The 20878-nt window shown below is 73.4% G+C and carries 19 protein-coding genes, 1 tRNA gene and 1 riboswitch; of the genes, 10 read left to right on the top strand and 10 right to left on the bottom strand.

Features of this window, described 5'->3' with window-relative positions; translation table 11 throughout:
* The first annotated feature begins 11 nt into the window (after positions 1-11).
* Entirely contained in the window at positions 12-836 is an 825-nt protein-coding gene (locus tag ACGF15_RS22960; RefSeq protein WP_392801491.1) for a cobalt-precorrin-6A reductase, read from the top strand.
* 174 nt (positions 837-1010) lie between these two features.
* Here ACGF15_RS22960 and ACGF15_RS22955 read toward each other — a convergent pair whose 3' ends face one another.
* The 3 genes from ACGF15_RS22955 to ACGF15_RS22945 are packed head-to-tail and all read right to left on the bottom strand — an operon-like array spanning position 1011 to position 4743.
* On the bottom strand, positions 1011-2675 hold the full coding sequence (locus ACGF15_RS22955; protein ID WP_392801488.1) for a precorrin-2 C(20)-methyltransferase: 1665 nt from the start codon (positions 2673-2675) through the stop codon (positions 1011-1013).
* 2 nt (positions 2676-2677) lie between these two features.
* Complete coding sequence (locus ACGF15_RS22950) at positions 2678-3319, bottom strand: precorrin-8X methylmutase (RefSeq protein ID WP_345610178.1); 642 nt, start codon at positions 3317-3319, stop codon at positions 2678-2680.
* Positions 3316-4743 (bottom strand): cobalamin biosynthesis protein CobG, encoded by a 1428-nt coding sequence (locus ACGF15_RS22945; protein WP_392801485.1) that lies wholly within the window; start codon positions 4741-4743, stop codon positions 3316-3318. The genes ACGF15_RS22950 and ACGF15_RS22945 overlap by 4 nt, the downstream gene beginning before the upstream one ends.
* Positions 4744-4856: 113 nt before the next feature.
* Positions 4857-4929: riboswitch (cobalamin riboswitch) on the top strand.
* Positions 4930-4983: 54 nt separating this feature from the next.
* Here ACGF15_RS22945 and cobN point away from each other — a divergent pair.
* Entirely contained in the window at positions 4984-8619 is a 3636-nt protein-coding gene (cobN, locus tag ACGF15_RS22940; RefSeq protein ID WP_362606801.1) for a cobaltochelatase subunit CobN, read from the top strand.
* A 368-nt stretch (positions 8620-8987) separates the two neighbouring features.
* Here cobN and ACGF15_RS22935 read toward each other — a convergent pair whose 3' ends face one another.
* Entirely contained in the window at positions 8988-9626 is a 639-nt protein-coding gene (locus ACGF15_RS22935; protein ID WP_392801482.1) for a flavin reductase family protein, read from the bottom strand.
* A gap of 492 nt (positions 9627-10118) precedes the next feature.
* Here ACGF15_RS22935 and ACGF15_RS22930 point away from each other — a divergent pair, with 492 nt between their 5' ends.
* Positions 10119-10514 (top strand): hypothetical protein, encoded by a 396-nt coding sequence (locus ACGF15_RS22930; RefSeq protein WP_392801479.1) that lies wholly within the window; start codon positions 10119-10121, stop codon positions 10512-10514.
* 104 nt (positions 10515-10618) lie between these two features.
* Here ACGF15_RS22930 and ACGF15_RS22925 read toward each other — a convergent pair whose 3' ends face one another.
* The 3 genes from ACGF15_RS22925 to ACGF15_RS22915 all read right to left on the bottom strand — a co-directional run bounded on the left by ACGF15_RS22925 (position 10619) and on the right by ACGF15_RS22915 (position 13084).
* Positions 10619-10984 carry a PH domain-containing protein gene (locus ACGF15_RS22925; RefSeq protein ID WP_256523863.1) on the bottom strand — a complete coding sequence of 122 codons (366 nt, stop codon included), beginning with the start codon at positions 10982-10984 and terminating at the stop codon, positions 10619-10621.
* 224 nt (positions 10985-11208) lie between these two features.
* Positions 11209-11526: a hypothetical protein gene (locus ACGF15_RS22920; RefSeq protein ID WP_362606811.1), complete on the bottom strand. Its 318-nt coding sequence runs from the start codon at positions 11524-11526 to the stop codon at positions 11209-11211.
* Between the two features lie 496 nt (positions 11527-12022).
* A complete protein-coding gene (locus tag ACGF15_RS22915) occupies positions 12023-13084 on the bottom strand; it encodes an HNH endonuclease (RefSeq protein ID WP_362606814.1) in 1062 nt (353 codons plus the stop codon).
* Positions 13085-13259: 175 nt separating this feature from the next.
* On the opposite strand from ACGF15_RS22915, the gene ACGF15_RS22910 reads away from it, so the two are divergent.
* On the top strand, positions 13260-13853 hold the full coding sequence (locus tag ACGF15_RS22910) for a hypothetical protein (protein WP_362606817.1): 594 nt from the start codon (positions 13260-13262) through the stop codon (positions 13851-13853).
* A gap of 188 nt (positions 13854-14041) precedes the next feature.
* On the opposite strand, the gene ACGF15_RS22905 is transcribed toward ACGF15_RS22910, so the two are convergent.
* Together ACGF15_RS22905 and ACGF15_RS22900 are read right to left on the bottom strand one after the other, a co-directional pair.
* On the bottom strand, positions 14042-14332 hold the full coding sequence (locus ACGF15_RS22905; RefSeq protein WP_362606820.1) for a hypothetical protein: 291 nt from the start codon (positions 14330-14332) through the stop codon (positions 14042-14044).
* A 583-nt stretch (positions 14333-14915) separates the two neighbouring features.
* Positions 14916-15299, bottom strand: coding sequence for a hypothetical protein (locus ACGF15_RS22900; RefSeq protein WP_392801473.1), 384 nt, complete (start codon positions 15297-15299; stop codon positions 14916-14918).
* 159 nt (positions 15300-15458) lie between these two features.
* Between ACGF15_RS22900 and ACGF15_RS22895 the strand changes: the two genes are divergently transcribed.
* Positions 15459-15992 (top strand): SMI1/KNR4 family protein, encoded by a 534-nt coding sequence (locus ACGF15_RS22895; RefSeq protein ID WP_392801470.1) that lies wholly within the window; start codon positions 15459-15461, stop codon positions 15990-15992.
* Positions 15993-16062: 70 nt separating this feature from the next.
* Here ACGF15_RS22895 and ACGF15_RS22890 read toward each other — a convergent pair.
* Positions 16063-16137 (bottom strand) — tRNA-Val (locus ACGF15_RS22890).
* Positions 16138-16319: 182 nt separating this feature from the next.
* Here ACGF15_RS22890 and ACGF15_RS22885 point away from each other — a divergent pair.
* The 5 genes from ACGF15_RS22885 (at position 16320) to ACGF15_RS22865 (ending at position 20877) form a co-directional block, all read left to right on the top strand.
* Positions 16320-17096 carry a DUF4097 family beta strand repeat-containing protein gene (locus ACGF15_RS22885; RefSeq protein WP_392801467.1) on the top strand — a complete coding sequence of 259 codons (777 nt, stop codon included), beginning with the start codon at positions 16320-16322 and terminating at the stop codon, positions 17094-17096.
* 77 nt (positions 17097-17173) lie between these two features.
* A complete protein-coding gene (locus ACGF15_RS22880; protein ID WP_392801464.1) occupies positions 17174-18544 on the top strand; it encodes a hypothetical protein in 1371 nt (456 codons plus the stop codon).
* A gap of 513 nt (positions 18545-19057) precedes the next feature.
* Entirely contained in the window at positions 19058-19627 is a 570-nt protein-coding gene (locus ACGF15_RS22875; protein WP_345610205.1) for a DUF4383 domain-containing protein, read from the top strand.
* A 103-nt stretch (positions 19628-19730) separates the two neighbouring features.
* Positions 19731-19955, top strand: a complete 225-nt coding sequence (locus ACGF15_RS22870; RefSeq protein WP_362606836.1) for a zinc ribbon domain-containing protein — start codon at positions 19731-19733, stop codon at positions 19953-19955.
* A gap of 253 nt (positions 19956-20208) precedes the next feature.
* Complete coding sequence (locus ACGF15_RS22865) at positions 20209-20877, top strand: DedA family protein (protein ID WP_392801461.1); 669 nt, start codon at positions 20209-20211, stop codon at positions 20875-20877.
* The last annotated feature ends 1 nt before the right edge of the window (position 20878 follow it).

Genomic DNA, 20878 nt, shown 5'->3' with positions numbered 1-20878 from the left:
GGAGGGATCCGATGCCGACGGAGGCACGGCAGGACCCGAGCCCGCACCCGGCCCCGGACCCGGTCCCCGGCGCACGGCGGCCGGGGCGGCCGGGGCACGTCCTGGTGCTCGGCGGCACGGGTGAGGGCCGCCGCCTGGCGGAGCTGCTGCACACGGGCGGGGTGCGGGTCACCAGCAGCCTGGCGGGGCGGGTCGCCGCACCCCGCACGCCACCGGGCGAGGTGCGCATCGGCGGGTTCGGCGGGCCCGCCGGTCTGGCCGACTGGCTCCGTGAGCACGCCGTGGACGCGGTCATCGACGCCACCCATCCTTTCGCGAGTGCGATCAGCTTCCATGCGGCCCGGGCCGCCGCCGAGGCCCATGTTCCCCTGCTGGGGCTGCGCCGGCCCGGCTGGGCCCCGGCCGAGGGGGACGACTGGCACCCGGTCGGGTCCCTGGAGGAGGCGGCGCGGGCCGTCCCCGGGCTCGGCGGCAGGGTGTTCCTGACCACCGGGCGCATGGGCCTGGCCGCGTTCGCCTCCGTGGACGCGGCCTGGTTCCTGGTCCGCTCCGTGGACCCCCCGGAGGGGGACCGCCCACCGCGGATGCGGCTGCTGCTGGACCGGGGGCCGTTCACCCTGGACGGCGAGCGGGAGGTGCTGGCCCGCCACCGGATCGACGTCCTGGTCACCAAGGACAGCGGGGGCGCGGCGACGGCGCCGAAGCTGGCCGCCGCCCGGGAGGCGGGCGTGCCCGTGGTCATCGTGCGCCGGCCGCCGGTGCCGGAGGGGGTGGAGGTGGTCCCGGGACCGCCGGAGGCGGCCGCCTGGGCCCGGGAGGTCCTCGGCCGAGGCTGAGGCGCCCCGCTCCGGGAGCAGGCCGGGCGGGGCTCCCCTCCGGCCCCCGCCGCCCGCTCCAGGCCCCGCCGCCCGCTCCGGGCAGCGGCGCGGGACCCTGCTCCGGGCAGCGGCGCGGCGGCCCGGCGGCGCGCCGTGCCCGCCGCCGGACGGCACCGCCCGGGCCGCGGGGTCCTACTCCGGGTAGCGGCGCGGGGTCCAGACGATCTCCTCGCCACCGTCGCCGCGCCGCACGGCCCGGGTCTGGGAGGACCCGACGAGCAGGATGGTGCGCATGTCGACCAGGGCGGGGTCCAGTTCGCCGAGGCGGACGATCCGCACGCGCTCCTCCGGGCCGCCGACGTCCCTGCCGAGGACGACCGGGGTGTCCGGGGCGCGGTGCTCCAGCAGCAGCTCGCGCGCCTTGCCGACCTGCCAGGTGCGGCTGCGGGAGCCCGGGTTGTAGAGCGCGAGCACCAGGTCCGCGGCGGCCGCCGCGCGCAGGCGCTCCGCGATGACCTCCCAGGGCTTGAGCCGGTCGGAGAGCGAGACGACCGCGTAGTCGTGGCCGAGCGGTGCGCCCGCCCGTGCGGCGGCCGCGTTGGCCGCGGTGACCCCGGGCAGCACCCGGACGGGCACGTCCCGGTAGGCGTCCTGCGAGGCCGCCTCCAGCACCGCCGTCGCCATGGCGAAGACCCCGGGGTCGCCGCCGGACACCACGGCCACCCGCCGTCCCCGGCGCGCCAGGTCGAGCGCGAACTCGGCGCGCTCGGACTCGACCCGGTTGTCTGATCCGTGCCTGGTCTGGCCCGGGCGCACCGGCACCCGGTCGAGGTACGTGGTGTAGCCGACGAGTTCGTCGGCGTCGGCCAGGGCACGGCGGGTCTCCGGGGTGAGCCACAGGGGCCCCGCGGGACCGGTGCCGACCACCGCGACCTCGCCCCGGGCGGCCGGGGGCCGCGGGGTGGCGATCCTGCTGGGCACCACGGCCACCGAGAAGTACGGCACGGACCCCGGGTCGACGTCGGCCAGGGGCCCGGTGCGCTCGCCGGGCATGGTGGCGCGTTCGACGTAGCGGGCCTCCGCCAGCCTCCCCGAGGTCTCCAGCGCCGCCCGCACGGCGGGGAAGGTGCGGCCGAGCTTCATCACGACGGCCGAGTCGGTGGCGGCCAGCCGCGCGGCCAGCTCCTCCTCGGGCAGGGTGCCGGGGATGACGGTCAGCACCTCCTCCGCCTCGCACAGCGGGGTGCCCAGGCGGGCGGCCGCGGCGCTGACCGAGGTGACACCGGGTATCACCTCCGTCGGGTAGCGGTGCGCGAGCCGCTTGTGCATGTGCTGGTAGGAGCCGTAGAAGAACGGGTCGCCCTCGGCCAGCACCGCGACGGTGCGGCCGGCGTCCAGATGGGCCGCCAGCCGGGCGGCGGCCTCCTCGTAGAAGTCGTCGAGGGCGCCCCGGTAGCCGCCCGGATGGTCGGTGGTCTCCACCGTGACCGGGTACATCAGGCGCTCCTCGATGTGCTCGGGGCGCAGGTGGGGGGCGGCGATCGAGCGGGCGATGGAGCGTCCGTGGCGGGCGCAGTGGTAGGCGACGACGTCGGCCTCGGCGATGGCCCGGGCGGCGCGCAGGGTCATCAGCTCCGGGTCGCCGGGGCCGAGCCCGACGCCGTAGAGGCGGCCGGTGCGCGGGGCGGCCGCGGGCGCGGGCGCGCCGGGGGTGTGCGCGGTCGCGGGCGCGGACGGGGTGCCCGCGGTGCGGGTCGTGCCGGGCTCGGACGGGGTGCCGGTCGTCCCGGTCGTGCCCGGCTCGGACGGGGTGCCGGTCGTCCCGGTCGTGCCGGGCTCGGACGGGGTGCTCCGCATGCTCATTCCGCCTCGCTCGCGATCGCGTTGACGGCGGCGGCGGCCATCGCGCTGCCGCCGCGGCGCCCGCGCACCACCAGGTGCTCCAGGGCGAGCGGGGAGGCGGCGAGGGCGTCCTTGGACTCGGCGGCGCCGATGAAGCCCACGGGGGCGCCGATCACGGCGGCCGGCCGGGGCGCGCCCTCGGCGACCATCTCCAGGAGGCGGAAGAGGGCGGTCGGCGCGTTCCCGACGGCGACCACGGCGCCATCGAGACTCCCGCGCCAGAGCTCCAGCGCGGCCGCGGAGCGGGTGGTGCCCAGGCTCCGGGCGAGCTCGGGGACGGAGGGGTCGGAGAGGGTGCAGAGCACCTCGTTGTCCGCCGGGAGCCGCTTGCGGGTGATGCCGCTGGCGACCATCTGCGCGTCGCACAGGATCGGGGCCCCGGCCCGCAGCGCCTCCCTCGCCCGCAGGACGACCTCCGGGGAGTAGGCGAGGTCGCGGACGAGGTCGACCATGCCGCACGCGTGGATCATGCGGACCGCGACCTGCGACACCTCGGCGGGCAGCGCCTGGAGGTCCGCCTCGGCGCGGATCGTGGCAAAGGACCGGCGGTAGATCTCCGCTCCGTCCTTCTCGTAGTCGAACACGGTGCTCTCGCTCACTTCGTGGTGGAGGGTCGGTGGTGGGCCGGGGCGGAGCGTACCGCCGCGAGGGCGGCGGCCAGCCGCCCGGGGTCGAGGCCGGGCAGGGCGGCGGCCGGGGGGTCCGGGTGGTCGGCGGGGGAAGGCTGCGGCCCGGTCCCGCCCGCCACGGTCAGGTCGTAGCGCCCGTCGCCGGTGGCGACGACGTCGATGCGGGCGCCGTGCGGGTGGCCGCAGCGCCGCTCGCAGCCGGACCAGTACACGGGCAGCTCCCCCGGCGGGCCCCCGCCTGGGGTGCCCGAGACCGCCGCGGTGGCGTCGGCGCGGACGTCGGAGAGGGCCTTCGCGCAGCCGGGGCGTCCGATGCAGGCGCCGGTCCCGTACCAGGGGGAGGCCGGGTCGGTGACGAGCCCGGCCTCGGCGAGTGCGGGCAGGAACCGGGCCGGGAGGCCGGGCAGGACCAGGCCGCGCCACGGGGTGGCCCGCAGCTCCCCGGTGCCCCGGCGGTCGGCCAGGTCGGCCGCGGCGCGCCACTGGGCGGCGGTCAGCCGCCCCAGCGGGGCGAGGACGTAGGCGGCGCCCGGCGGGGCGCCGCCGGAGGCCGCGCGGCCTGCGGAGGGCGGGCGGTGGCCCGGAGCCGGCGGGGGCACCGCGGGGCCGGGCCGGGGTGCCGGGGCGGCTTCGGCAGCGATCCCGGCGGCCGCGGCGCGGTCCAGCAGTGCGGAGGTCGAGGGGCCGCGGCCGGGCGGGAGTTCGGCGACCCGCCAGGCACGGGTCCCGCTCGCCTCCGCGGCGTCGAGGAAGGCCTCGGCGGCGAGGAGCATGGTGCGGGGGCCGTCGGCGCACGGCACGCGGACCGCCGCCCCGCCCGCGACCACCACGGCCGCCTCCCGGTCCGCGGGCGCGCCGGGGTGCGCGTCCTCGACGGCCGCCGCGCGCAGCGTCACGTCCGCGCCGAGCCCCGCCATGTCCCCGCGCCCGTCGTCGAGGGCGAACAGGAAGCGGCCGGACAGCGCCGCGGCCCGCTCGCTCGCGCACAGCAGGGCGTCCAGTTCCCGTGCGAGGGGCTGGACGTCACGGGTTCCGCGACCGTCCAGCCCGCTGAACGGCGAGGCGACGATGTTGCGCACCCGCTCGTGACGCGGAGCGGGCAGCAGCCCCGCACCGTGCAGCAGCTCCGCGAGCGGTCCGCCGCAGGCGGCTCCGAGCCCCCTGAGCTGGAGGTTGCCGCGCGAGGTGAGGTGCAGGGCGCCGTCGCCGAGCCGCTCGGCGGCCTCGGCGAGGGAGTGCGCCTGGCGGGCGGTGAGCACACCGGCCGGGAGGCGCACGCGCGCCAGTGCCCCGTCGTCCGCCGTGTGCAGCCGCAACGCGCCGGGACAGGCATCACCGCGCTCCCGTACGGGAGTTTCGTCCCGATTCAGGTGGTTGGCGGGGGGTGGAGGCATGGCGGTGAGCATACCGACGCCGCCCCGGGCCACCTCGTCCCGGAGCGGTGACGGCCCTTACTATGCTCCTCGGCGGGCCAGACGGCCCGTCACCGCCGATGACGGCGCCAGGGGAGGAAGCCCGGTGAGATTCCGGCGCGGTCCCGCCACTGTGAGCCCGGCCCCTGCCGGGCGAGTCAGGAACTCCCGCCGTCCTCCACCGCCCGGGGCGCGGAAACCCCGAGGAAGGCCAGCCGTCGCATGCAGCTTCCGTCCCAGGAACCGACGCAGCACACCACCGTCCTGCTCCTGTCGACGTCCGACACCGACCTGCTCAGCGCGCGCGCCGCGGCAGGCCCGGTGGCGTACCGCTTCGCCAACCCCGCCCGTCTGCACCTCGACGACCTGCCCGCCCTCCTCCAGGGCACGGACCTGGTCGTCGTCCGGCTCCTCGGCGGACTGCGCGCCTGGCAGGAGGGCGTCGACCTGCTGCTCGCCCAGGACCGCCCGGTCGTCGTCCTGACCGGCGAACAGGCCCCGGACGCACAGCTGATGGAGGCGTCCACCGTCCCCATCGGCATCGCCGCGGAGGCCCACGCCTACCTCGCCCACGGCGGCCCCGCCAACCTGGAGCAGCTGGCCCGGTTCCTCTCCGACACCGTGCTGCTCACCGGCCACGGCTTCGAGCCGCCCGCGGCCGCTCCCTCGTGGGGGCGGCTGGAGCGGACCGTCCGCCGGGAGAACCCTTCGGGACCGCGGATCGCCGTGCTCTACTACCGCGCCCACCACATGAGCGGGAACACCGCCTTCGTGGACGCCCTCTGCTCCGCGGTCGAGGAGGCGGGAGGCCGTGCCCTGCCGCTGTACGTCGCCTCCCTGCGCACCCCCGAGACCGAGCTGCTGGAGCAGCTGCGCGAGGCCGACGCGCTGGTGACCACCGTCCTCGCCGCGGGCGGCACCCGGCCCGCCGAGGCCTCGGCGGGCGGGGACGACGAGTCCTGGGACGCGGGGGCGCTGGCCGACCTGGACGTCCCCGTGCTCCAGGCGCTGTGCCTGACCGGCTCCCGCGCGGCGTGGGAGGAGAACGACGAGGGCCTCTCCCCGCTGGACGCCGCCACGCAGGTGGCCGTGCCCGAGTTCGACGGCCGGCTGATCACGGTGCCGTTCTCCTTCAAGGAGATCGACGCCGACGGCCTTCCCGCCTACGTCCCCGACGCCGAGCGCGCGGCCCGGGTCGCCGGCATCGCCGTGCGCCACGCCCGGCTGCGCACCCTCGCCAACGCCGACAAGCGCATCGCGCTGGTGCTCTCCGCGTACCCGACCAAGCACTCCCGCATCGGCAACGCGGTCGGCCTGGACACCCCGGCCTCCGCGGTGGCGCTGCTGCGCCGACTGATCGACGAGGGCTACGACTTCGGCCCGGCCGACGAGATCCCGGGCCTGTCCTCCGGCGACGGCGACGAGCTGATCCGCGCCCTGATCGAGGCCGGAGGACACGACCAGGAGTGGCTCACCGAGGAGCAGCTGGCCCGCAACCCGGTCCGGATCCCGGCCGCGGACTACCGGCGCTGGTACGCCGCCCTGCCCGCCGCGCTGCGCGAGGCCGTGGAGGAGCACTGGGGGCCCGCGCCCGGCGAGATGTTCCTGGACCGCTCGCGCAACCCCGAGGGCGACATCGTGCTGGCGGCCCTGCGCCGCGGCAACCTGCTCGTCCTCATCCAGCCGCCGCGCGGCTTCGGCGAGAACCCGATCGCGATCTACCACGACCCCGATCTGCCGCCCTCCCACCACTACCTGGCCGCCTACCGCTGGATCGCCGCACGTGCGGACGACGGCGGTTTCGGCGCCGACGCCATGATCCACCTGGGCAAGCACGGCAACCTGGAGTGGCTGCCCGGCAAGAACGCGGGGCTCTCCGCCGCCTGCGCGCCGGACGCCGCGCTCGGCGATCTGCCGCTGGTGTACCCCTTCCTGGTCAACGACCCGGGCGAGGGCACCCAGGCCAAGCGCCGGGTCCACGCGACGCTCGTGGACCACCTGGTGCCGCCGATGGCGCGCGCCGACTCCTACGGCGACATCGCGCGCCTGGAGCAACTGCTGGACGAGTACGCGCAGATCAGCTCGATGGACCCGGCCAAGCTGCCCGCGATCCGGGCCCAGATCTGGACGCTGATCCAGGCCGCCCGGCTCGACCACGACCTCGGCATGGACGACCGCCCCGACGACGACGGCTTCGACGACTTCCTGCTGCACGTCGACGGCTGGCTGTGCGAGGTGAAGGACGCGCAGATCCGCGACGGACTGCATGTGCTCGGCTCCGCCCCGACCGGCCCCGAGCGGGTCAACCTGGTGCTCTCCATCCTGCGGGCGCGGCAGATCTGGGGCGGCACCGCGGCCCTGCCGGGCCTGCGGGAGGCCCTCGGGCTGGACGAGTCGGCGGCCACGCGCACCACCGCCGACGAGGCGGAGGCCCGGGCGCGGGAGCTGGTCGAGGCGCTGGAGGCGGCCGGCTGGGACCCGTCGGCGGTCCCCTCCGAGCACGGCGAGGAGGTCGCGGCGGTGCTGCGGTTCGCCGCGACCGAGGTCGTGCCCCGCCTGTCCCGCACCACGGACGAGCTCACCCACGCCGTCCACGCGCTCGACGGCGGCTTCGTCCCCGCGGGCCCGTCCGGCTCGCCGCTGCGCGGACTGGTCAACGTGCTGCCCACGGGGCGGAACTTCTACTCCGTCGACCCCAAGGCGGTGCCCTCGCGCCTCGCCTGGGAGACCGGTCAGGCGCTCGCCGAGTCGCTGCTCACCCGCTACCGGGAGGACAACGGGGAGTGGCCCGTCTCGGTGGGCCTCTCGCTGTGGGGCACCAGTGCGATGCGCACGGCCGGCGACGACGTGGCCGAGGCGCTGGCCCTGCTCGGCGTCCGTCCGGTGTGGGACGACGCCTCGCGCCGGGTCACCGGTGTGGAGGCCGTGCCGCTGGAGGAGCTGGGACGTCCGCGGATCGACGTCACACTGCGCATCTCGGGCTTCTTCCGTGACGCCTTCCCGCACGTCATCGGCCTGCTCGACGACGCCGTCCGCCTCGCCGCCTCGCTGGACGAGCCGGCCGGGGACAACCACGTCCGCGCCCACGCGCAGGCCGACCTGGCCGAGCACGGGGACGAGCGCCGCGCCACCACCCGCATCTTCGGCTCCCGGCCGGGCACCTACGGCGCGGGGCTGCTCCAGCTGATCGACTCGCGGGACTGGCGCACCGACGCCGACCTCGCCGAGGTCTACACCGTGTGGGGCGGCTACGCCTACGGCCGCGGGCTGGACGGGCGCCAGGCCCGGACGGAGATGGAGACGGCGTACCGGCGGATCGCCGTGGCGGCGAAGAACACGGACACCCGCGAGCACGACATCGCCGACTCGGACGACTACTTCCAGTACCACGGCGGCATGGTGGCCACGGTGCGCGCACTGCGGGGCACCGCCCCGGAGGCGTACATCGGCGACTCCACCCGCCCGGAGACGGTCCGCACCCGCACCCTGGTGGAGGAGACCTCCCGGGTGTTCCGGGCCCGTGTGGTCAACCCCCGCTGGATCGAGGCGATGCGGCGCCACGGCTACAAGGGGGCCTTCGAGCTGGCCGCCACCGTGGACTACCTGTTCGGCTACGACGCCACGACCGGCGTGGTGGCGGACTGGATGTACGACAAGCTGACCGAGACCTACGTGCTGGACCCGGAGAACCGCGCCTTCCTCCAGGAGGCCAACCCCTGGGCGCTGCACGGCATCGCGGAGCGGCTGCTGGAGGCGGAGTCCCGCGGCATGTGGGAGAAGCCGGACGCGGAGGTCCTCGCCGCGCTGCGGCAGGTGTACCTGGAGACCGAGGGCGACCTGGAGGCGGACGACGCCTAGCCGCCGTGCCGGAGCCCCGGGCAGCCGCGCCCGGGCGCGGGTGCCCGGGGCTCCGGACACCTCCGTTCCGCAGTCCGGTTGCCGTGCTGCCGACAGCTCGGCGGTCCCGCGCACGACGCGGCAACCGGGGCGGGGAGCCCGACGGGCTGGGCTGGTGACGGCGGTGCAGGGGCGGTCCCGGGGCTGCCGCGTCGCCGACGGCGGTGGAACCGGTGGGGTGGGCCCCTCCGGAGCCCGGCGCCGACCACTGCCGGACGCACCCGCAGCCGCCTCGGCCCCCGGGCCTGGGCGTCCCGGGGCGGTCGCACAGGCACGCCCGAGCGCGCCTGCCCCGGGAGCTGCGGCCGGGGCGTCGCCGGGGCGCCTCCTCAGGAGACGGCCGAGGGACGCCGGTGCGGCATGTCCCAGCCCTCGGCGAGCCTCGACGGGTGCACGGTGCGTCCGCCGCCGAAGAACTCGCAGAACTTCATGATGAGCGGGTCCCAGCCGAGCGGGTCCACGTAGTGCGTCCCGGGGATGACCAGGTCCTCTTCGACATGGGCGCGCAGGACCTCGACCTCGAAGGCGGTGGCGTGCGGCTCGGGGACGCCGAAGGGATGGGCCGAGACCACCCGGCACTCCAGCTGGACCGGGCACTCGGCGACCCTGGGGGCCCGGACCAGGTCCGCCGCCTGCTCGGTCAGACCTGCGGCCGAGAACTTGTCCGGCTCGTACCGGTAGCCCTGCCGCCTCTTGAAGTCCACGATGTCCGGCTTCCCGGTGGTGAGCGCGATCCGGTCGACGGCGCCGACCATCGCCGACGAGGGCAGGTTGAGCACGCACTCGCCTTCCCGCAGCAGGTTGGCGGTCGTCTGGGCGTTGTCGCCGAGACCGAGCATGCACGACATGCCCAGCCACCACGCCGAGGACATCGGCGCGAGGTTGGCCGTCCCGTCCTCGTTGAGCGAGCTGACCAGCACCACGGGAGTGCCGAAGTAGAGGACCTTGAGACCGGGGACGACGTGCATACGCGGTGCCTTTCACGGGAAGCGGCCGGACGGACGGGACCCGCGAGCCGAACCACGAGCCGTCGCCGACTCTCTCGCGCCTCGGACCGCCCGCGCTGGCGGAAATCCGGCATCACGTTCGACGCTGCCGGACCGCACCCCGGACCCGGGGCCGACCGGATGCCGGCCTACGGGCAGCGCTCCCGGGAGCAGCCGTCCGGTCCCGGCGGCGGACACCGCCCCGGACCGACGGCGCCCGGCCCTGCGTCGGCGGCCACCGGGCTGAGCCTCTGCCCCACCCGACGGGACAAGCCATCCGTCCGACCGAGCCGGGGCCAGGCCGGCCCGCCGCGGCGAGGGACCGACAACCAGTCCGCCCACGAGCGGCATTGACGGAGCAACAGGTCGTAGAGTGCCCTCCATGACGCATCGACAGCAGCGGGCCCACGGCCCCTCCGGCTTCCGCTAGGTCCGCCGGGAGATCCCCGGCGGCTCCTCGACCAGGGAGCACCCGTGGCACGTACCGCCCACCACATCCGCAGCCGTCGCGCCGGAACCGTCCCGCCGGGCCACCGGCCCTGGCGCCGCGTCGTGCTGCGCGACCTGCGCTTCAGCACACACGCCGCCGAGGAGGCCGAACGGCGGGGCGTCCGCGTACGACCGGCGACGGTGCTCCGCACCGTCGAGGTCCGCACCCTCCTGCGCTCCCGGAACGACCGGGGCATCTCGGCCGAGGCGGGCATCGAGGAGCGGCGCGCCCGCGCGCGCTGCCGCGACCGCCTTCGCCTGCTGCTCGGGGTGGCCCGCTCTCTCGACGGCCCCCTGGACCGGGCCGTCCGGGAAGCGGCCGACGGGCATGACGACTTCGACGTCCCGCCCGTCCGCCACCGGCACGGTGTGCTCCGCTGACGCCCGCCGGGGCTCCCGCCCGGGCCCCGGCCGCGCGCACCGGCGACCCGGTCAGGTCACCGGGTCACGACGTCACCGGACCACCGGACCACCGGATCACCGGATCACCGGGCCACGAACTGCGTGAGTATCGCCTGCACCTCGTAGATGTCCACGCCCTTGGTGAAGGTCTTCTCGATCGGCACCGAGCTTCCGGAGAGCCAGATCTTCAGCTCGGCGTCGAGATCGAAGGTGCCCGCGGTCTCCACCGCGAAGTGGGTGATGCTGCGGTACGGGACGGAGTGGTACTCCGTCTTCCGGCCGGTGATCCCCTGCTTGTCCACCAGCAGCAGACGCCGGTCGGTGAACAGGATCGTGTCCCGGATCAACTGGAACGCCGCCTGGACCTGCTCCCCGTGCCCGAGGAGCCGCGCGTACTCCTGCTGGGCCTGGGCGGGATCGACGGTGTGTGCGTTGCCGAAGAGCGCCATGAGAATCCCCCGTTGTGTGCGGATCGCAACCTGCACCCCACTCTAGACCGGGGGTCGGACAGGCGCCCCGCGCGGCGGCTGCCGCCAGGTTCCACCGCAGGGGCGGGGCGCACGCCTCAAGCTGACTGCGATCGATGTACGTGAACACAACACCGCAGCGAGTGCCCCCGACCTGAGTCAGGCCGGTGGACAGGCCGATCGGCCGACAGTCGTCTGACGTCTTCTCACCGGACGATCAGGCGGGCGACTCCGGCGACGACGAGCACCGGCCCCACTACGGCGAAGACCCATCCGACGCTCTTGACGATCAAGCGCCTCGCCCTGTCCTCTCCTGGCGTGACCTCGCGGCTCCTTCCGCACGATTCCCGGAAGTCGCCCTGCATCTGGTTCCCGTACTGGACCATGGACTCGCCGAACCCTGTCCTGTTGAGCACGAGTCCCCAGCCGACGAGACCGGAAAACGCTCCCATGAGCAGGAGGAACACGCATTCTCCCACCGGTGAGAGCCGAGCAGCGCCAGCAGCGTATATGAGCGGGTCCATGACCTTCCTCCTTGCTTGGTCGAGTACATGAGGGCGAGCGCCGAGGCCGGGGGCAGCGGCTTGGAGCGCGACCTGCAGTGGGGCTTCGATCGCCCCGATGGAGTCGATGCCGTCCTGTAGCGCCATCGGGCTCGAAGCACTGGTGGTCCGCCCCTGGGGCCCTCGCAGATCGCCGTCACCGTGAACATCTGCACCACCGTCTCCGACGTATGTCGGCGCGAGGCGATGGGGCACACGGGCCGGGTGCTCCGCCGACGCCGTGCCGAAAGACACTGCCGTCAGCCGCTGCCGTCAAAGGCCCCCGCAGCGAGGAGATGCGAAGAGCGACAAGGGCCTTCGCACCGGTGCGCGCGGACGGTTTCGAACCGCTGACATCTGCTCTGTACGTTCGCCCGATGGCGGCTGAGCATCCTGGCGACCTTGGCTATGGCTGCCATCCGCAGTCCTGCGGCACTGCCTCCACACAGCGACGTTGACGTCAGCGGTGGATGTCAGATCACAGATTCAGCCTCTGCTCGTCAGCCGCCCTGCGTGGCCGGGCAATGATTTCCGCGGCACGCCTGTCAGCTGCATGCTTCCGCTCGATGGAAGCGCGCAGCTCCGAAGGGGTCGGCCATGGCGCACGCCGGTGGATCATACGGTGGCAGTTGGCACATATGAGGGCGAGGTCGCTAAGCCTGGTCCGCCCCTCGCCTGCTTCGTGCAACGGCACGACGTGATGGCACTCGATGTACCCGGCACCGCGCTCGCCGTAGACCTCCTCGAAGTCGAACCCACACGCCTCACACGCAAGCCGTCCACCGCGCTGAACCACAGAGGCAATCTTCTTCCTCCGCAAGCTCTTGTTCCGCTCGCGGGCCTGGTGCCGGCGCATGAGGAGCCGCCCCTCAGGAGCGCTGTAGTCGTCGAACTCCTCGTCCTCGGTCGGGGCAAGGCCCTGCAGCTCGCCGGTCGCGATGCCCTGCCGAATGAGTCGAGCCACCCCGGTCATCTCATCGGGACGGTCGAGAAACTCCCTCAGCACCGCAACGTCCAGGGCGCCACCGTTGGTTGGCTTGCCCCGGTACTCCGGATGCCGCGTGGCGATATCGAACGTCTTGCGCGCCACTCCGTTCGGGTTGCGGAACTTCTCGTTGCGCTCCCCCTCGGCGTGAACGGGAAACAACTGGAGCAGGCCAGACAGCTCGACCACCCTGGCGTCCTGAGCGTCCAGCCCCTTCCATCCGTTCTCCATCACAAGCTGACAGGCGATGATAATTTCGTCCCGAGTCCAGTCAGGGTTCTTGACGGCCTTGACGTGGAAGCCTGCCCGCTTCAGCCACTCCGCGGCGTGCTCCCTGCCTCCGCTGAACTCATCAGGCCTGAGGGCTCGCCCCTGATCCCACTGGTGTGCCACGCCGGCTATGGCTTTGGAGTCGTACTCCCGCCCCTCGTGCACTACAACGTACGAGCGAGCCTCGCCAAAGCCATACTTCGCCAGGAACGTAGCCTGCCCCAACTCGTCGTACTCCGCGATGGCCTTGAGTACGGATCCCTGCGTGATCGCTCCTCTGCGCATGGTGGCAGCGTACGGCCTGCCACTGACGGGCACCTGCCACCCGACCCAACCGATACTGGGCACCATCCGACCGGCCGTGCGCCGGATGCCCTCTTGCGCGGATCACACCCGGCCTGCACGGTTTCGTTGAATGCTGCTCGGCACTCAGGTGCCACAAGAGGGGAGGGCGGTAGGCATGGCAACCGTGACAGGGTGGTCCGAGAAGACCTTCGGCGACGCCGCCGGCCCATTGACCGAACTGATCCCCTCCAGCTTGGTTCGCGCCCATGCCCGAGCCCGTAGCGGTCACGAGGGAGTCCAAACGCAGACACTGGAGGCATACGGGCACGGCCTTTACGCTGCGCAATTCGAGGAACTGGAAGCGGGTCTCGCCTCGCTCCCCGCGGCCACCCCTATCCGCTTGCAGGGGCGAACGCTCATGTTCCTTGGCGGCCATGTGATCTACCCACTCCGCTACGCGAAGCGGGATGTCCCCGTCACGGCGGCTCGACTACGAAGCGCCACAGGCTTCCGAGCTGAGCTATTCCGCCGGCATGGCCCCGAGCCCATGCAACAAGCCTTCGATCTGGGCCTCAACGACTTGGTCGAGCAAGACCCCCATCCCGACCTCGCCTTGTTGTCAGAAGACGCCAAGCTCGTGCTCGTCGCCTACGCCTGCTCCATGGCTCTGGGCGTCATGCGCATCGAATGGGGCTCCGCCGAACTGCGCCGCGAGGACCGCTACCTCATCTGGCACCACCACGAGCCGCTTCAGCTACCGCCGCGGTGAGAAGCACCCCATCTCTCCTGACCACCACCCCACGAGTGAACCAGCAGGTCAGGCACTACCAGACCTGCAGGTTCCCGCGTCATCCTCTCAGCTGATCTGTCGTCGTTGGCCGCCTCCGCTCCCCCCTGAGCCCACTCGCACCGCCCACAACCGCCCAGCGAGAGCCGTCCGCGCGCACCCCGGCGGTGCTATTCCCCGTCGCTACGCTCCAGCACCAATCCGACGGAGCCTTCCTCCAATCCATTGCTGTCTTCGAGGTGCAGGTGGGCCCCATCGGGAACGCCGTCACCGGCCAGCACCAGCAGATGCCGGGCCAGCGTCTCAAGACCCGCCGCGTTCGCCTCGATAACAACCTCGCCTCCGAGGTCCCGCACCTCGATCCGCGCGTCCGCGTTCCATGTGAAGACCAGCGCGGCACCGTCCGCCACGGCCGTGACCTGTGTGCTCTCCATCCAGGGACCGCCAGATTCAGGGTTCATGCCGACCATGATGACGCTGACCGCACGCGAGAGCCTCGCTCTGAGTAGAGAGCAGCACCTCAGGAGAGTGGGAGGGCGGGTCCAAGCCTGACCTGCACAGAGGTTGCGAGAGCTGATCGATACCCCAGAGCCCGACAGTGCCCCTCGTTCCCCGTGGTTCCCCGCCTGCTCTCGCATGGATGCGGCACGGGCTTCGCCGCTGCCTGTCAGTACCCCGGGTTAGCGTCCACCTGCGCGCGGTCGGCTTCCGAGGTATCCAGCTCTGTAATGCAGCTGCATCCCTGGCATTGTCCGGGGGTGCCCCGGTGCAAGCCCGGGACCCAACCGGCGGCCAGGCTCCGCCGATGGCCAAGAGTGCCCTGCCAGCGCCGACCGCGCGCGAACCTTCCTCGAGTCTGTCCGGCGGATCTTGTGGCCCTCGCGGTGTCGGGTCGTCGGCGTGGTCTCTGGCGGGGAGATCCCTCGAACGCGGCAGCGGCACCCAGCTCGGCATCCAAGCCACGGGTAGCCAAATCACGTTGGCGTGACCCGACTACACCAGGGGCGGTCGAAGTCGGGGGCGCCTTCGACCAGAAGACCGTGATCAAGCTCGTTGACGACGCCGCGCAAGGACGGCGGCAATCGCCATCGCGAAGGTAGTGCCGGCGGCGGTCCAGAACACGAGCTTGGCAGTCGCCCCATTCACTGTCCGCAACTCCCCGTCTGCGTGGAGACAGAACGAGTCGGGCGGGAAATACTGCGAGACAGGCGTACCGCCCGTGCCGTAGCAGGGCGACGTATCGGGGAACAGGGTCGGCTGCGCACGCTGCGAGAGGGCCCCGCCAGTGAACACTGTCAGCCACCCGGCCAGCAAGAACACGACCAGTATCCAGCTAGGGATTCCCGCTCGCCGCCCCAGCAGCCAAAGCAGGGAGGTTGGCATGCCGAAAACGACAAGCACAACGGACAGCAGGATCAGAGCACTCATGGTCTTACGACCGTACTAGTACTCCAGCAGCGGCTCCGGAGGCCCGGTGTGTCCCACGCGTTTCCACCGCCCAGAGGTCACACCTACCAGAACGTCACGTGCACAGCCGGTGAGGCCAGCGGCCTCGTGGGCCTCCCGAGCGGTCACTAATCTGTTCGCATGATCCCGAACAAAGACCGCCAGTTTCCCGCTGCGCTCGCCGCTGCCATGGCGGTCCGGCTCGACTGCATAGGCGAGGACGGCGTGGACTTCGAACCCTACGAGTCCTTCCTGCGTACCGACGAGACAACGGACTGGCTCCGTACATGGACGGGCAACAGCGACCTGACCGGCGATGGCTTCCGCGTCTTCGGCCAGGACGGCACCGGCGGGAACGCAGCCTTCTGGCTCATCCGTCCAGGCCGGGAACTGGCAGAGCAGCCCGTTGTCTTCATGGGCTCCGAAGGAGAGACCGGAGTCGTCGCCCGCGACCTGGGCTCGTTCCTATGGCTGCTGGCTGACGGCTTCGGCCCGTGGGAAGCAGCCGCCTTCTACGAACCCGAGCCCGACTGGGCTCCGCAGGTCAACGAGGACCTAGCGGCCATCGCGGAGCAGCACGCTCCGTCCTGCTGTGCCTCGGCGGCGGCGATCGTCGAGCAGGCCACACAGGAGTTCCCCGACTTCGACGACATCATCATGGGGTTGTGCCGCTGAACGAGGGAACGAACAAGGCCCAGGCTGCCGGTGCAGCACCGGTGACCTGGGCCTTTGCCGTGCTACCTGCTGGTGGGCGCGGACGGTTTCGAACCGCCGACATCTGCTTTGTAAGAGCAGCGCTCTACCCCTGAGCTACGCACCCGTGGATGAGGGCACAGCCTACATGGCAGGGGCCGCAGGCCCGCAAACCGTCGTCGGTGCGGGGGCTGTCCCCACCCCGGAGAGGGTGGGGAGCCGGATCGAGGCGGGGGTGCCGCGGACCTAGGTTGGGGAGGGTCAGGGGACAGTCGGACGGGCCTTGGGGGAATCACCACCATGCAGCACATGTCAGGTATGCGTCAGCATCTGGGTCGGGGGGTCGCCATGCTGGCCGCGGTGGCCGTGGGGGTCGGCGTGCTCTCCGGGTGCGGGAGCGCGGATCTCGACGACGCCCCCCTGGAGCGCAAGACGTTCCCCTTCGGCGGCGAGAGGCTGAGGATCGAGTCCGACGACTCCGAGCTGGAGATCACCGCGGCCGACGTCGACGAGGTCGAGGTGACGCGCCGGGTCGACGGCTGGGTGGTGATCGGGAACGGGCCGGACGCGTCCTGGAAGCTGGAGGACGGGACGCTCAGGCTGACCATCGGCTGCAAGGGCCTGGCGGCCCACTGCGCCGGGCACCACACGGTGAAGGTGCCGCGCGGAGTGGCCGTGACCGTCGAGGACGGCAACGGCGGGGTCGAGGCCGGCGGGTTCGCCGACGCGCTCACCATCCGGTCGGACAACGGCCGGGTCGTCGTCCGCGACTCCAGCGGTCCGCTGGACCTGGAGACCCGGAACGGCGGCATCCGCACCGAGCGGGTCACCTCCACCCGCGTCCGTGCGCATTCCGGCAACGGGTCGGTACGGCTGGACCTGGACGCCGCGCCCGAGCGGGTGGAGTCGTCCAGTAACAACGGGGGCGTGGAGGTGAGGCTGCCGGACGGCGGCGGGCCGTACGCGGTGACGGCCGAGAGCCGCAACGGGGGCGTGGACGTGTCCGTCCCGACGGACGACGCCAGTGAGCGGAGCGTCACCGCGCGCAGCGGAAACGGGAAAGTGCGGGTGGGCACCGCGAACTAACGGACCCCGGTGTTCGTCCTTACTGATGGGAGTATGGACCCGGTACGGGCGGGGCGGACACGGCACGGGAGAGGGATGTGACGGCGAGACAGCCGCAGCCGAGGGACGAGGCGGGAACGCGTGCCGTCCGGGACGTGCTGGGGCTGGTGCTGCTGCCGGCACCGCTGCTGGCCGCCGCCCTGACGGCCTCGTTCGCCGGCGGGGGCACCCGCCGCTGGTTCGGCGGAGGGCGCAGCGAGAGCCTGCGGGCCGAGGCGCAGGCGGCCAAGGACGCGGCGGCCGCCGCGTTCTACGCCCTCGACACCGCCCAGCGCGATCTGCGCATCTCCATCGAGACGATCACCGCGGTCGACTCCTCCCCGGGGGCGCGCCGCGCGGTGGAGGAGTTCGCCGCGCTGGGCGAGCGGATCGACGCGGCCAGCCATGCCTACATCACCGCGGTCGACTCCTACGACCTGGACCGCGACGACCTGGAGTCCTCCGTCGCCACCCGGGCGCGTACGGAGCTCGACACGGCGCGCGGCGAGCTGGAGCAGGTCAAGAAGCAGCTGGACCGCTTCGAGCGGGATCTGGGACCGCTGCTGGAGTCTGCGGAGACGCAGCTGGCACGCCTCGCCCCGGCGGTCGAGCGGGCGCGGCAGGCGCTCCTGTCTGCGAGCACCGCTCTCGACGCGGTGCGGGGCTCCGGGCTGCGGGCGGACGATCTCGCGGCCCGTCTCGCGGCACTGGGCCCCGAACTCACCCGGCTGAACGAGGGCGCGGGACGCCATGGCGTCCCGGCAACGCTCCAGCGTGCCGACGGGGTGCTGCGGGACGCGGAGGCGGTGCGGGCGGAGGCGGAGCGCCTGCCGGAGCGGGCCGCGGAGATCGACAAGCGGCTGGTGTCGCTGCGGACCCGGGCCCAGGCGCTGGCCAACCGGGCCCGGCAGGTGGAGCCGGTGCTCAGCGAACTGCGCCGCCGCTTCTCGGCCGCCTGCTGGCAGGACCTCCAGCCCGTGCCCGAGCAGGCCGCACGCGGTGTCCGCCAGGCGGAGGAGAAACTGCGCGAGGCGGCCGCGGCGCGCGAGGAGCAGCGCTGGCCCGATGCGACGGCGCTGCTGTCCACGGTCCGGGCGCTGCTGAACTCGGCGGACGAGGCCGTGTCCGCCGCCGGGGAGCGGCTGCGGCGGCTGGACGCCGTCGCGAAGGACCCGCAGCAGGAGACCGAGCGGGCCCGGTTCGCGATCCGGGACGCGCAGCGGCTGGCCATGGCCGGACGCCACACTCCGGACCCCCGGCACGCCCGTCCGCTGGACGAAGCGGTCGCGCGGCTGGAACGCGCGGTCGCGGGGCTGGAGGGGCGCCACCCGGACTACTGGCACTTCCTGCAGGAGACGGAGGCGGTGCGGGGCGTGGTAGCGGGGGTCGTGGAGCAGATTCGCGGCGAGCGGGGCGGCGCCGGGCACTGAGCGTGCGGTGCCCGGGGCCCGCGGTGGGCGCCGCACGGTCGGGACCGCCCCCGCGGGAAGGAGCGGGAAGGCCATCCCCTACGCGGTCCACCGGCCGTATCGAGACCGCCTCCGCGGGGAGGAGCGGGAAGGCCATGCCGGGACCGCCTCCGCGGGGAGGGTCGCCGCGGTACGGGCGCGCGGGCGCGCACCCGCCCCGGTGGCTTCTCACGGCCCGTGACCGCGCTCCGTTCGTGCTCCGCGCGCAGAGGCCCCCGTGAGATGCCCCGGGCCCCCGGGACCGTAGGTCCAGGGCCCCGCCCCGCGCGCAGAGGCCCCCGGGTGCCGCCCCCGTCCCCCGAGGCCGCCCGCCCGCGACCCCGCCCGCGCGCGGCCGGAGCCGGTGGGCGTCCGCGGCCGGGCGTCGCGGGCCGCCGTTGTCACCCGGCGCCTCCGGGCGGATGCTGGAGGGGAAGGAGCCCGAGCGCGCAAGGAACCGCGCGGGTGCCTGCGCGGGTGCGAAGGAGGCCGACCATGGCCGGACACGTACAGCACGCCCCCAGGCTGCGGCGCCGAACCAGAGCCCGCATCACCTTCGACGAGCACCTGCCCGTCGACCACAGCCTCAGCCGGTTCTACCGGATCGGCGCCGGACTGATGGGCGTGGTGCTGGTGACCTTCGGCATCCTGGGCCTGTTCGACCGCATCGGCTTCTTCGACACCCAGGGCGACACGGTGGCCGGTCTGAGCACCAACGGCGCGCTGAGCGTGCTGTCGATCTGCGTCGGCGTCCTGCTCTTCGCCGGCATGGTGGTCGGCGGCAACTTCGCGTCCACGCTCAACATGGTCCTCGGGGTGCTCTTCATCGCCAGCGGGTTCGTGAACCTCGCCCTCCTGGACCGCAGCTTCAACCCGCTGGCCTTCCGGATGCAGAACGTGATCTTCAGTTTCGTGGTGGGCCTGATGCTGATGTTCTTCGGCATGTACGGGCGGGTGAGCGCGGGGCTTCCGCACGACAACCCGTACTGGCGGGCCCGCCATCCCGAGGAGGCCGAGCGGGAGCAGCGGGCGCGGCGCCGCCGGGAGGGCCTCCCCCAGGGGTGAGGCCCTCCGGGCCGGGAGCGGGGCATGCGCGGCCCCCGCGGCGCGGGCGGGGATCGCGCAGGAGGCCCGGTGCCGGGGCCCGGTGGCCGGTAGCCTGGGGCGCATGCCCCGTTACGACTTCCGCTGCCGCACCTGCGGCGACACCTTCGAAGTGAGCAGGCCCATGGCGGAGGCCTCCGAGCCGGCCGACTGCCCCGCCGGCCACGCCGACACCGTCAAGCTGCTGTCCACCGTGGCGGTCGGCGGCACGGCCGCAGCCTCCGCCCCCGCGGGCGGGCCCGGCCCCGGCGGCGGGGGCGGCTGTTGCGGCGGAGGCTGCTGCGGCTGACGCGGCCGGACCGCGACCCCGCAGAAACGGGACCGGGACCGCGCCGCACCAGGACCGCAACCCCGCAGGAACGGGACCGCTCCGGACCAGGACCAGGACTTGGACCAGGACCACGGCCCACCGGGCCAGGACCGCGACCCCACCGAACCGGAACCAGGCTCCCACCCGGCCCACCCCCACGCGGCGCCCTGCGGGGGGCCCCTCGGCGCCGCGCTTCAGGAGCGCTTCAGCTTCGGTTGCCTAGCGTGCCGCCATGGACAGCGTCATGGCGGCAGGCGGGATCGACGGCGGTGCACCGGGCTGGGTGAACGGCCTGATAGAGACACTGGGGGCGCCGGGGGCGGGCATCGCCATCGCGCTGGAGAACCTCTTCCCGCCCATCCCCAGCGAGGTCATCCTCCCGATGGCCGGCTTCGCCGCGAGCACCGGCACCATGAACCTCTTCGCCGCCCTGGTCTGGACGACGGCCGGGTCGGTGGTCGGCGCCCTCGCCCTGTACGGGGTGGGCGCGCTGCTGGGCCGCGACCGGACGGTCGCCATCGCCGCGAAGCTGCCCCTCGTCAAGGTGGGCGACATCGAGCGGACGGAGGCCTGGTTCCTGCGGCACGGCCCGAAGGCGGTGTTCTTCGGGCGGATGATCCCGGTGTTCCGGTCGCTGATCTCGGTCCCGGCGGGCGTCGAGCGGATGCGGCTGCCCATGTTCCTGACCCTGACGACGCTGGGCAGCGCGATCTGGAACACCGTGTTCGTCCTGGCCGGCTATCTGCTCGGCGAGAACTGGGAGGACGTGGCGGGGTACGTGTCCGCCTACTCCAAGCTGGTGCTGGGCGCGGCCGCACTCGCGGTGGTGGCCTTCCTGCTGGTGCGGCTGCTGCGTCCGGGAGCGGGTACCCGCCGGGCCTCGGGCGCGCCGCGGGCCTGAG

Origin of the sequence: Streptomyces sp. NPDC048001 (assembly GCF_043203115.1) — a bacterium.
In the GTDB taxonomy this organism is placed as follows: Bacteria; Actinomycetota; Actinomycetes; order Streptomycetales; family Streptomycetaceae; genus Streptomyces; species Streptomyces sanyensis.
This window is presented reverse-complemented; position numbering and strand designations above follow the sequence as displayed.